At 39.5% G+C, this 12,666-nt stretch carries 7 protein-coding genes and 2 pseudogenes; 4 read left to right on the forward strand and 5 right to left on the reverse strand.

Going from position 1 to position 12,666, the window contains the following annotated elements; all coding sequences use genetic code 11:
• Together A9Y75_RS11550 and A9Y75_RS11555 are read right to left on the reverse strand one after the other, a co-directional pair.
• Positions 1–377: pseudogene (locus A9Y75_RS11550) on the reverse strand (hypothetical protein); the annotation flags it as partial.
• Positions 378–547: 170 nt separating this feature from the next.
• Entirely contained in the window at positions 548–1,552 is a 1,005-nt protein-coding gene (locus A9Y75_RS11555) for an N-acetylmuramoyl-L-alanine amidase (RefSeq protein WP_071189720.1), read from the reverse strand.
• Between the two features lie 163 nt (positions 1,553–1,715).
• On the opposite strand from A9Y75_RS11555, the gene bchH reads away from it, so the two are divergent.
• The 3 genes from bchH (at position 1,716) to A9Y75_RS11570 (ending at position 7,067) form a co-directional block, all read left to right on the forward strand.
• Positions 1,716–5,456 (forward strand): magnesium chelatase subunit H, encoded by a 3,741-nt coding sequence (bchH, locus tag A9Y75_RS11560; protein WP_071189721.1) that lies wholly within the window; start codon positions 1,716–1,718, stop codon positions 5,454–5,456.
• Positions 5,457–5,547: 91 nt separating this feature from the next.
• A complete protein-coding gene (locus tag A9Y75_RS11565) occupies positions 5,548–6,162 on the forward strand; it encodes a Uma2 family endonuclease (RefSeq protein ID WP_071189722.1) in 615 nt (204 codons plus the stop codon).
• A gap of 377 nt (positions 6,163–6,539) precedes the next feature.
• Entirely contained in the window at positions 6,540–7,067 is a 528-nt protein-coding gene (locus tag A9Y75_RS11570; protein WP_269086298.1) for a cytochrome b, read from the forward strand.
• A gap of 88 nt (positions 7,068–7,155) precedes the next feature.
• Here A9Y75_RS11570 and A9Y75_RS11575 read toward each other — a convergent pair whose 3' ends face one another.
• Positions 7,156–7,437 carry a hypothetical protein gene (locus A9Y75_RS11575; RefSeq protein WP_071189724.1) on the reverse strand — a complete coding sequence of 94 codons (282 nt, stop codon included), beginning with the start codon at positions 7,435–7,437 and terminating at the stop codon, positions 7,156–7,158.
• A 148-nt stretch (positions 7,438–7,585) separates the two neighbouring features.
• Here A9Y75_RS11575 and A9Y75_RS11580 point away from each other — a divergent pair.
• Positions 7,586–8,080: pseudogene (locus A9Y75_RS11580) on the forward strand (cobaltochelatase subunit CobN); the annotation flags it as partial.
• A gap of 50 nt (positions 8,081–8,130) precedes the next feature.
• Here A9Y75_RS11580 and A9Y75_RS11585 read toward each other — a convergent pair.
• Positions 8,131–11,127 carry a PAS domain S-box protein gene (locus A9Y75_RS11585; RefSeq protein WP_071189726.1) on the reverse strand — a complete coding sequence of 999 codons (2,997 nt, stop codon included), beginning with the start codon at positions 11,125–11,127 and terminating at the stop codon, positions 8,131–8,133.
• A 251-nt stretch (positions 11,128–11,378) separates the two neighbouring features.
• Positions 11,379–12,650: a CCA tRNA nucleotidyltransferase gene (locus A9Y75_RS11590; protein WP_071189727.1), complete on the reverse strand. Its 1,272-nt coding sequence runs from the start codon at positions 12,648–12,650 to the stop codon at positions 11,379–11,381.
• Positions 12,651–12,666: the final 16 nt, after the last annotated feature.

Raw genomic sequence — 12,666 nt, forward strand, 5'->3', positions numbered from 1 at the left:
CCACCGCCATTATTATGGCTACCAGCAGAACTGGAACGAGTGCTGGTAGAGGTGGCTAGGGCCAGTTTACTGGAACTGTTGCGAGTATTGTTACCCAAGCCCACATCACTACATAGGGCGCGGGGGTCTTTGGCGAGGGTTTTGGGATCTACCCAAGATTGATGATCTCCTAATCCTTGAACTTCACTAGTACCAATTGGGTTGCTAGGAGTGGAGGTGCTGGGAGTTCCATTTCCTATGGATGTTCCGGGGGTGATAGTTGCGGGAGCAAAAACACCAGCAGGCTTGATTTCAAAGGGGCCGGCGAAAGCGGGTAATGTAGTGGTTAGTAGTGCGGTAGCTGTTAACAAAGAGCCAGTGAAGTGACGGAATTTCATAGTCATACTCCTAAGAAGTCGTTTTTTTGCTGGGGTTTTATCCCCTTCACTGACTTATAGGTTGACCTTTTTCAGTTTATGCACTCTGTTTTCAGAATTTTAGCTGGGTGATGGGGAAAAGAATTGGTAAGAGTTCTTTCCCAGTCCCCAGTTCCCAGCAGTTCCTCAATCTAACCTATTAATTTCTGCCAAGTCATTACTCCGACAATGCCATCAGCAGTTAAACCATTTTGCTGTTGAAATTTCTTAATTGCCCCTTGTGTCTGTGGGCCGTAGATACCATCAGATACAGCACCAACACGATATTGCAAGTATCTAACAATCGCTCCGGTAGCTTTGGTTCCGGCGACGACTCGTTTAGATAATATTTCATTTATGGCATCCCATGTGGTCTTGCTTGCCATTCCTGTTGCTAAAACTCCCACAACTCTTTGGAATTTTTCCGTAGCCGAAGATGTAGCTGGTCCCATGCTATTATCTTCTACGAGAGGCTTATTATTTCTATCAGTAATTTTCAGGCGGTTTAAAGTCTGTTGTAGTCTGAGAATGCTTCTATCTTTGTTCTCTTCTTCACCTGTAATAGTATTGACAGGAGCATTAGGAACAGGATTTGCAGGTACGTTAGGAGGAGGATTTATAGGCTTAGGACTTACAGGAGTTGTTGCTACTTTACCTGTTAAGCCAGCAACTATAGCATTAGCCATTGCTTCACCATCATATAGTTGCATATCTTTGGCGGAATCAATGAAGCAACATTCTACAAGAATTCCCGGCATATTTGTTCTTCTGAGAACATATAAGTGAGAACCATTTTTAACACCGCGATTAAAAAATCCTAACTTGATGATTTCGTTTAATACTGGTTGGGCAATTTTTCTGCCAGCATCACTCATAGCAAATATTTCTGCCCCATTAGCTTTGCCATTGAAAGCATTAAAATGAATAGATACAAATACATCTACTCTGTTACTATTGGCGATATTACAGCGACTACCTAAAGATTGACTTACTGTCCGAGCGCTATTTGGTTTACAGGGAATAACTGTATGTCCTAGACTTTTTAATTTATCTATAACCTTATTGCCCACCTCCGTTGTTAATCTATCTTCGGATTTAATACCATTTGCGCCGGTATCGGGAGGGCAGTTATGACCAATATCAATGCCGAATTTCATTTGTATCTCCTTAATTGACTTTCCCAGTATTCCAGTAGTCTGCTACTTGTTAATTTAGTTCCAAAAAGCATAGACATTATTTTAATCTCTAGGTAGAGATTCCCCCATTAATCCCCAACAATGTTTAAGATCAAGGTAAAGAAATATTTCGTAGCAAAAGCGCATGAAACGCATTGTCTTGATTGCTGGGTTTGAATCGTTTAACGCGGATTTGTACCGGAAAGCGGCTTTTGTGGCTAATTCTCGGTGTCCAGAGTTGGATATTCGAGTTTTTAGCGATCGCAATATTACCACTAATCGCACGGAAGTAGAAGCAGCACTCAAAGACGCAGACGTTTTCTTTGGCAGTTTACTCTTCGATTATGACCAAGTTGTGTGGTTGCGGGAGCGTGTCGCTAACATCCCCATTCGTCTCATTTTCGAGTCAGCACTGGAATTGATGAGTTTAACCAAAATCGGTGCATTTTCCATTGGTGACAAACCCAAAGGAATGCCCAAACCCGTTAAATTCATCCTTGACAAATTCAGCAACGGTAAAGAAGAAGACAAACTCGCCGGTTATATCAGTTTCTTAAAAATCGGACCCAAGTTATTAAAATTCGTGCCAGTGCAGAAAGTCCAAGACTTACGCAACTGGTTAATTATCTATGGTTACTGGAACGCCGGCGGTTCAGAAAACGTCGCTTCCTTATTTTGGACAATTGCGGAAAAATACTTAGATTTGAAAGTCGGCGATATACCGCCACCCATCGAAACCCCCAACATGGGATTATTACATCCCGACTATCAAGGGTTTTTTACATCACCCAAAGTATACTTAGAATGGTATGAAAAAAGGGAACAGGGAACAGGGAACAGGGAACAGGGAAGAGAAAATTCACCAGTTGTGGGAATTCTTCTTTACAGAAAGCACGTCATCACCAAATTGCCCTATATTCCCCAACTGATTCGCTATTTTGAAAAAGCCGGTTTAGTTCCCTTACCCATCTTTATCAACGGTGTAGAAGGACACGTAGCCGTCCGTGATTGGATGACAAGCGACTACGAAAGCCAACAACGTCAAATAGGTAACATTGAAACTCCTTCACTTTCATCAGAAGCAGTGAAAGTAGATGCTGTAGTTTCTACTATCGGTTTTCCCCTTGTTGGTGGCCCCGCTGGTTCAATGGAAGCAGGAAGACAAATAGAAGTTGCTAAACGCATTCTCACCGCTAAAAATGTTCCTTATATCGTCGCTGCACCTTTATTAATTCAAGATATTTATTCTTGGACAAGGCAAGGTATCGGCGGTTTACAAAGTGTTGTATTGTATTCTTTACCAGAATTAGATGGGGCAATTGATACAATTCCCCTGGGTGGTTTAGTAGGTGAACAAATTTATTTAGTTCCTGAACGATTACAGCGATTAACTAATAGAGTTAAAAGTTGGGTTTCCCTCCGCCAAAAACCTATTTCTGAACGGAAAATTGCCCTGATTTTATATGGGTTTCCCCCTGGCTATGGTGCGGTAGGAACTGCTGCTTTATTAAACGTTCCTCGCAGTTTAATTAAATTACTAAATGCCCTGAAAGAACAAGGTTATACAGTTGGTGAAATTCCCGAAGATGGGGAAGAATTAATTCGCCAAATTAAAGAAGCAGATGAAGTTAATCCCCTCAATGTAGAGACGTTCCATGGAACGTCTCTACTACAAAATAAAAACACTGTCAATGCTAGAACATTAGAAAAATGGTTAGGTTATCTTTTTACATCTCGCATTGAAAAACAATGGAAATATCTCACTGGTAGCGGCATTAAAACCTATGGTGATGAGTTTAATATTGGTGGTGTGCAATTAGGAAATGTCTGGATAGGTGTCCAGCCACCCTTGGGAATTCAAGGCGATCCGATGCGGTTAATGTTTGAAAGAGATTTAACCCCACATCCCCAATATGCAGCTTATTATAAATGGTTACAAAATGATTTTCAAGCTGATGCGATCGTTCATTTTGGAATGCACGGAACTGTGGAATGGTTGCCAGGTTCACCATTAGGAAATACAGGTTATTCTTGGTCTGATATTCTGTTAGGAAATCTGCCCAATCTCTACATTTATGCCGCAAATAATCCTTCAGAATCAATTTTAGCCAAACGTCGCGGTTATGGGGTGTTAATTTCTCATAATGTTCCTCCTTATGGACGCGCTGGTTTATATAAGGAGTTGGTAAATTTACGAGATTTGATTGCAGAATATCGAGAAGATCCAGAAAAGAATTATCTGTTAAAGGAAGGGATTTGTAAGAAGATTGTTGATACTGGTTTGGAGGTGGATTGTCCTTTTGATGATGCGAAACGGTTGGGTATTCCGTTTACACCGGAAAATGTGAGGATGTTTAGTGGTCATGCTTTTGATCATTATTTGGTGAAGTTGTATGAGTATTTGCAAGTTCTCGAAAATCGTCTTTTTTCTTCTGGGTTACATACTTTGGGGGAAGCACCGAATCAGGAGGAGTTAACTGGTTATTTGGATGCTTATTTTGGAGAAGAGAACGAACCACAAAGAAGCGTTCACGAAGTGTCTCGAAGAGAAGAACACGAAGGAAGAAAAGAAGAAGAAAGAAAGGAAATTACAAGATTATTAAATCAATCTACTGATGAGTTAACCAATCTTTTAAGGGGTTTAAATGGTGAATTTATTCCTCCTGCACCTGGTGGGGATTTGTTAAGGGATGGTGCTGGGGTGTTGCCTACGGGTAGGAATATTCATGCTTTAGATCCTTATCGTATGCCTTCTCCTGCTGCTTTTGAACGGGGTAAGGAAATTGCTAAGAAAATTATTTCTCAAGCGTTAGATGAAAATAAGAAGTATCCGGAAACTGTGGCGGTTTTGTTATGGGGTTTGGATGCTATTAAAACTAAGGGTGAATCGTTGGGGATTCTCTTAGAATTGGTGGGTGCTGAACCTGTGAAGGAGGGAACTGGAAGAATTGTTAGATATGATTTAAAACCTCTAGATCAAGTTGGACATCCACGCATTGATGTGTTAGCAAATCTATCGGGTATTTTCCGAGATAGTTTTGTGAATATCATTGAATTATTAGATGATTTATTTCAACGGGCTGCGGAAGTTGATGAACCGGAGGAAATGAATTTTATTAGAAAGCACGCTTTGATTTTAAAAGCCCAAGGTGTGGAAAATTCTTCCGCAAGATTGTTTTCTAATCCTTCTGGTGATTTTGGTTCTTTGGTTAATGATAGGGTTGTTGATGGTAATTGGGAATCTGGGGAAGAGTTGGGGAATACTTGGGAAAGTCGCAATGTCTTTAGTTATGGTAGAAATGATAAGGGACAAGCTAGGCCGGAAGTATTGCAGACTTTATTAAAAACTAGCGATCGCATTGTTCAAGAAATAGATTCGGTAGAATATGGTTTAACTGATATTCAGGAATATTATGCAAATACTGGCGGTTTGAAAAAAGCCGCAGAAAAGCAAAGCGGTAAAAAGGTGACAGCGAGTTTTGTGGAGAGTTTTTCAAAAGATACTACACCCCGCAATTTAGATGATTTATTGCGAATGGAATACAGAACCAAGTTGTTAAATCCTAAATGGGCTGACGCAATGGCTAATCAAGGTTCTGGTGGTGCTTTTGAAATTTCCCAACGCATGACGGCGTTAATAGGTTGGGGTGGTACTGCTGATTTTCAAGATGATTGGGTTTATGATCAAGCCGCAGAAACTTATGCTTTAGATCCAGAAATGGCGGAAAAATTACGCAAAGCCAATCCTGAAGCTTTTAGAAATATTGTGGGGAGAATGTTAGAAGCATCGGGACGCGGTTTATGGCAAGCTGATGGTGATAAGTTAGATAAATTGCGTCAGTTGTATGAATTAAGTGATGAAGAATTGGAAGGAGTGACAGTTTAAATAATTCAAAATTAAAAAATGTAGGTTGGGTTAAGCAACGCGCAACCCAACACATTTACAGTACAATTTAATTAACAAAGGTAGGTAAATTATGTTTCAAGCCTTACCAAAACTAATAACTTTTGCCGAATTTATAGAATGGCTACCTGATAAGGGATGCTATGAATTACATGATGGGGTAATTGTTGAAATGAATCCACCTGTAGGTTTTCATGAAGATATCATTTGTTTTTTAGCTGAAAAAATTACGGCTGAGTATTTACGCTTAAATTTACCCTATGGAATACCAAGGACAACTTTTGTTAAACCCCCAGGAAGCGAATCAAGCTATTTACCAGATGTGTTAGTCATCAATAGAAATATTTTAGCAACTGACCCAAACTGGAGAAAGTCAGCCGTAATTTATGAACCAGACGCTATTCCTTTAATTATCGAAGTTGTGAGTACAAATTGGCAAGATGATTATTATAAAAAGCTGGGAGATTATGAAAAATTAGGTATTTCTGAATACTGGATTGTAGATTATCTAGGATTAGGAAGTGGCAGGTTTATTGGTAATCCTAAACAACCTACTATTTCTGTTCACAATCTCATAGATGGAGAATATCAAGTTACTCAGTTTAGAGGTAGTGATTTGATAGTATCAACAGCTTTTGCAAAATTGAATTTGACGGCTGAACAGATTTTTAAAGCAGGTAGTATTTGATTAATTAGTAGGCTGGGTGACGCTGTTGCTAACCCACTTTTAACTACTTATTTTTTAAACTCTCAATATCAGAATGTTCTTCAAGATATTCAAGTAAATTGAGAAAATCAGCTTTGCGTTAGGCAAAGCCGTAACGCACCCTACAAATACTTAGATTTTTTCAAAATTTAAATACTATTTTTATATCTATATACGTAAATCGTGAGGTTATCCAATTCCTTAAGTATACCTTAACCCAAAAAGACGAGCGTATAACTTAAATCTTCGCTAAACTAAATTTACCTATTTTCATAATCATAGAGTTTCATCAATCATCATCTATGTCTTCAGTCAATACACCCCCTAAACCTAGACAAAATTCTGCATTTAAGCACCTAATGTCTATCCATTGGTGGATGTCAATTGGTTATTTAATAATATTTATCACTGGAACATTTATGTCCAGATTGCCAAGAGAGGTTTTTATTCGTCCCTCTCTTTATGATTTTCATAAATCAATGGCTATTTTAGTAATGGCTGTACTCACTTGGCGGATTTTAGTATTGTTGCGTGTTTGGTGGCGCAAATATACAAAAAAATTTCCTAAATTTACACCAGAATGGTTTCAAACTGTTGCCCTACATACCAGTTTATATATCTTTATGTGGGCTGTTCCTATCGCTGGTTTCTTACTTTCTAACTCTTTTAAAAGTAATAATGTCAAATTTTTTGGCATTCTTTTACCTGATATCTTCCCGAAAAATTCAGCAATGGTAGAAATCGGTAGAAGTCTGCATTTCTGGTTAGCCTACACATTTTTGGCTTTTATTATTCTGCACACAATTCAACAAAGAAAAGTAGTGCGATCGCTATGGCGCAAATTTGCAAAGCTTATCAATTTTCAAAACAGTTTATCACGTGATTAAAGGAGAAGAAAATCAACATTTATAAATGTAAGTATTAGGAATTCAGGATATCCTGAATTCTGACTCCTGACTCCTGACTCCTGACAATTTATTGTTGATGATTATTTGTGTTATTCTCAGTTTCCACTAACCGGGACATAAACACATCTGGTTTTCTACTCATCACAGATATAACTTTATCAATAGCAACTACTTCACTGATTTTGACAACTCTTTCCCACAAAGTATCTTCTTCTGTTTCTTTGTTGTGAGTTCTGTGTTTAAACCACAACAATTCATCGGAAACCCCGATAATTGCTCCGAAATACCATTTATCTCTGATTAATAACCATATTTCTTGATCTACGTAGGTTTGTAGAATAGATTTCATAATAGCTTAGATAATGAGAAGTTATTGCGCTACATAGTATGCTGATACTAAAGAATAATACAATTGTAAATATACTGAATATTAGAATTTGAGTTTATGTTTTACATATAGCCGTGGACAGGGTAGTTAGGACATCAATTGATAATATGGTAATTGGGAATCTGGGGAAGAGTTGGGGAATACTTGGGAAAGTCGCAATGTCTTTAGTTATGGTAGAAATGATAAGGGACAAGCTAGGCCGGAAGTATTGCAGACTTTATTAAAAACTAGCGATCGCATTGTTCAAGAAATAGATTCGGTAGAATATGGTTTAACTGATATTCAGGAATATTATGCAAATACTGGCGGTTTGAAAAAAGCCGCAGAAAAGCAAAGCGGTAAAAAGGTGACAGCGAGTTTTGTGGAGAGTTTTTCAAAAGATACTACACCCCGCAATTTAGATGATTTATTGCGAATGGAATACAGAACCAAGTTGTTAAATCCTAAATGGGCTGACGCAATGGCTAATCAAGGTTCTGGTGGTGCTTTTGAAATTTCCCAACGCATGACGGCGTTAATAGGTTGGGGTGGTACTGCTGATTTTCAAGATGATTGGGTTTATGATCAAGCCGCAGAAACTTATGCTTTAGATCCAGAAATGGCGGAAACTCAATAAGAAAACAAAAATTCCGTATAAACTTTAGCATTTCTGAACTAAGTACTAATTTTAGCCACTTGGGCAACAGCCGCTGCTAAAGCATCTGGTTCTACTGGTTTGGATATGTGCATTTGAAAACCTGCGGCCATTGCCTGTTGTTGGTCAAATTCTCCCGCAAATGCTGTCAGCGCGATTCCTGGAATTTGTCTACCTATATTTGACGACCAAGCCCTAATTGTTCTTACCAATTCATAGCCATCCATTTTTGGCATTCCAATATCACTAACTAACACATCTGCTTGAGACTGTATAAAAACTTCCAGTGCTTCAAATCCTGATGCAACTGTGGTAACTTCAGCCCCATACAGTTTCAACACAAAAGTAATAAAATCCCGTGAATCAGCATCATCATCCACAACTAAAATTTTAATCCCACTTAAATTACAAGATACATCTTGTGGCTTTTTCTCTGTTAGCATCTCTGGACTAGAAGATATTAATGGAATTCTGACAATAAAAGTTGCTCCCTGTCCTTCACCTGAACTATCAGCCTCTATAGTTCCACCATGTAACTCTACTAACTGCCGGACAATTGCGAGTCCCAACCCTAGTCCACCAAATTTTCTGGTGATTGAACTATCTTCTTGACGGAAATGATCAAAAATATGTGGTAGAAAGTCTGGGTTAATACCTTTGCCTATATCATTGACTGTGATTTGAGCCATTGAACCAACTTGCTGTAACCAGACTTCAACTCGCCCGCCTTGGGGTGTGAACTTAACAGCATTAGAAAGGAGATTCCAGACAATTTGTTGCAAACGTGCCGAATCACCTGCTACTTGCCCTATATTCGCTTCTAGGTGGGTTTGAATCGCAATTTCTTTAGAAGAAGCCGCTAAACTCACTGTATCTAATGCAGCGGAAATTACAGTTGCCAGATTAACTGTAGAAATATTCAGAGTAAGTTTACCTCGGAGAATACGGGACACATCCAGCAAATCTTCAATCAGGTCAACTTGTAATTTGGCATTACGCTCAATACTGTTCAAGGCTTCATCAGTCTTAGCTTTGTCAAGTTTGCCAGTTTTCAACAGCCTAGACCAACCCAAGATCGGATTGAGTGGGGTACGCAGTTCGTGGGAGAGGACTGCCAGAAATTCATCTTTAATCAGATTTGCTTTTTCAGCTGCTTCACAAGCTGCTTGCTGTTGTTGTAGGGCATTTCGCAAAGCTTCCTCTGCCCGCTTTTGGTCGTCAATATCTGTACAGGAGCCAAACCACTTCATAATCTGTCCCTTGTCATTACGTAGAGGAAAGGCTCGTCCTAGATGCCAGCGATATTGCCCATCACTAGCACGACGAAAGCGGTACTCAATTTGATAAATTTTTCCTGTGCGAATAGACTCACACCAAAGATCCATACACATTTGGAAATCATCAGGGTGCAGTACCTGTTCCCAGCCCCAACCTTGAGTTTGTTCCAAAGTCATGCCTGTGTAATCGAACCAACGCTGGTTATAGTATTCTAACCAACCATCAGGTCTAGCAGCCCAGAATATCTGCGGCATGGTATCTGCCAAAGTGCGGAAATTTAACTCGCTTTCTTGTAAAGCTTCCCTGGCTTGGATATGGTCTGTAATGTCAGTGTTAGTACCGTACCATTTCACAATTTGTCCCTGTTGATCTCGCAAAGGTCGTGCTTGTCCCAAAATCCACCGATACTCCCCACTTGCAGAGAGCATTCGAGTCTCTACTTCATATTCGCTGCCATTCTGCACTGCTTGAGTCCAAACTTCTTGTACTTTTGGTAAGTCTTCTGGGTGAATAATTTGCTCCCAACTCTCACTTTTAAGTTGTTCCACCGTTTTGCCTGTGAAATCGCACCACCGCTCATTATAATAATCAACCTCACCATTAGGCTCTGCTGTCCATACCTGTTGGGGAATAGTTTCTGTCATCAACCGCAATTGATCTTCACTTTGTTGCAATGCCTGTTGCGATCGCTCACGCTCAATGGCTACACCCGCTAAGTGAGATGCTCTCTCAATCAGTTGCTGTTCTGATTCTTCAGGAGAGCGAACTGTGGGATAATACAGCGCAAAGGTTCCCAATACCTCGCCTTGACTGTCGAAAATGGGCGTAGACCAACAAGCTTTCAGGTGATTATCTAGTGCCAAATCGCGGTATTTTTCCCATTTTATATCGTTGGCAATGTCTGAGACAATTACTGTTTTTTTGGTATATGCAGATGTGCCACAACTGCCTACATCACTACCTATGGCAACACCATCTATTATGGCAAGAGTATATTTTTCAGGTAAGCTAGAAGTTACGGCAGGATACAACTTTTTTCCCGAATCATCTAATAGCATAATCGAACAAAAAACTTCAGCTAACAGCATCTCTATGGATTGAGTTAAGGTTGTTAAAACCTCGGCAAGAGAAGTACCAGTAGCAATTAGTTCCAAAATATAATTTTGCATCGATAAGAAGGCTTTGCTGCGGTTTTCAGATATAGTTTCTGCAACTTGCTGCTCTAGCTTTTGCTTATCAATTTGATTTTGATTAGCGGTTGTTAATAGTTTTTTATTGCTTGTAATATAAACATCACGCTTAGATTGCTGGAGTTTAATTTCTGTAATATCAGTAAATGTAGTAACAACTGCGTAGGGAGTAGTTTTATTAGCTTGAAATAAAGGTTGGCAATTGAGCAATAACCAAACTAGCTCACCAGTTGGCTGATAAATTCCCATGACAATGTTTTTGCATGGTTTACCTGTTTGTAAACTAACTTGATATGGATAAGTTTCGGCTGTAAAAATCGACCCATCTTCATAAACAGTTTGCCAAGGGGGTTTAAAGGGAGTCGTTCCCAGCATTTGCTCAGTTGTGTATCCAAGTATTCTCTCGGCAGAAGCATTACACGCCTGTATGGTGGTATCAGCAAGCTGGAAAATCATCCCCTCTTCAGTAGAATTAATTTCCTGTTCTTGTTGGGGTAATACGGATAATTCGGCAGCAATTTGCTCTGGGTAATTATTTTTTTTTGACATTTCGTAATTTTCCAGGTTTTAAATGTGTTTTTTCGCAAATATAATGATTTTTCTATAAATTACCCACTCTCAATCCTATTTAACCCAAGTTGCTAGTTATCAAACTACGTGATTTCACAATCTTTTTATCCAGGCAATAGAATTGCAACTTCCTTTTATATCACTATCATAGTTAATCGCAATTTATTTTTTATTTTGATTTTCAAATCTTTTTTGTCAAACTCAATGACAAGCAATTAAGCATTCCCACACTAACCATCAATAAACTGCTTTGCAAACTTTATTGCTGCTTCTGGCGTTGAAACTTTCCCCTCAGCTTGGGCTACAGCAATTTCACTCAATATTTTTCCCACAAGTGGTGAAGCTGGAACATTTAGTGCTATAATCACCTCTTTACCACTCACTAACGGTGAGGGGTGAGCTACCAAATCATCAGGGTTCAGGTAACGGTTGATTAAGGGTGCATAGACCCATAGCGGATTATCGCCAGACATCGCCTCTACTCGCATATCATCTGCTAATGCTAAGGTGGTTGTAGCAATAAATACAACTCCCGCGTCCTGAAATAAAAAATACTGTTCTCGTAGGGACAAATTAACTACTTTGAACTGTGGGAACAGTCTCAGGGCGATAATGACAGCGCGAATTTCTGCACGGCTATAGGTTAATTCCTGTAGTTCTATTTCTGCAAATTCTGGATTTTTGTGAACCAGACAAGCGAGTTTAGCAATACCTAACCAAGTAGTTTTGACGGTATCACGGACATAATTTTGCAATTCGTCCCCTAATTGTGGCCAGGTTTGAGAAATTAAAGTTGCGGCTTTGTCAACTGCGGCTAATTTAATTAAGCTTTCACGGGTAGTATTGGTAAAGAAAGTAGCTAATAAACCATCTTCCCACGCAGCGGTTAGCCAAGGTGTACCTTGAGAACTTCCTAACAGATAACCAATTTCCACTCTCACTCGTTCGGCGGCAACTTTACTAATATCTGCGGCTAAGGTACGAATAGTCGCTTGGGTAGCCTGTTCAATTGTAAAACCAAGTTGGGCGGCTTGACGATAAGCCCGCATTAACCGCAAAGGATCATCTTGCAAATTAGCCGGTGATATCATCCGTAAGATACCAGCTTCTATGTCTGCACAGCCTTGGAGAGGGTCAATAATTTCTTGAGTATGGGGATTATAAGCGATCGCATTAATTGTAAAATCCCTTCTATGCAAATCCGTGATTAAACTATCTCCTTCCTGTTGGGCAAAATCTGCCGTAGCATGGGGAAACACCACACGGGCAATTTTTCTTTCTGCGTCTAGTAAAACAAAACCAGCTTGATAATGATGAGCGATCGCACTCGCTACTTTTACAGCATTATCTGGGATAATAAAATCTAAATCTAAATATTCCCGATTTCTACCCAAAATCGCATCTCGTACCGCCCCACCAACCATGTAAGCTTCTTGTGGCAACCATTCCAGACTAAAAGGCCAATTTTCGGCAGCTAGACGAGAAATAACTGAGTTACTCATTGTCATAAAAATCAAC

Origin of the sequence: Trichormus sp. NMC-1, assembly GCF_001858025.1 — a bacterium.
GTDB lineage: Bacteria > Cyanobacteriota > Cyanobacteriia > Cyanobacteriales > Nostocaceae > Anabaena.

Excerpts from the sequence above, each read along its gene's own strand:
- A9Y75_RS11555 (WP_071189720.1), bottom strand. The coding sequence starts at position 1,552 with ATGAAATTCGGCATTGATATTGGTCATAACTGCCCTCCCGATACCGGC.
- bchH (WP_071189721.1), top strand. The coding sequence starts at position 1,716 with ATGAAACGCATTGTCTTGATTGCTGGGTTTGAATCGTTTAACGCGGAT.
- A9Y75_RS11565 (WP_071189722.1), top strand. The coding sequence starts at position 5,548 with ATGTTTCAAGCCTTACCAAAACTAATAACTTTTGCCGAATTTATAGAA.
- A9Y75_RS11570 (WP_269086298.1), top strand. The coding sequence starts at position 6,540 with ATGTCTATCCATTGGTGGATGTCAATTGGTTATTTAATAATATTTATC.
- A9Y75_RS11575 (WP_071189724.1), bottom strand. The coding sequence starts at position 7,437 with ATGAAATCTATTCTACAAACCTACGTAGATCAAGAAATATGGTTATTA.
- A9Y75_RS11585 (WP_071189726.1), bottom strand. The coding sequence starts at position 11,127 with ATGTCAAAAAAAAATAATTACCCAGAGCAAATTGCTGCCGAATTATCC.
- A9Y75_RS11590 (WP_071189727.1), bottom strand. The coding sequence starts at position 12,650 with ATGAGTAACTCAGTTATTTCTCGTCTAGCTGCCGAAAATTGGCCTTTT.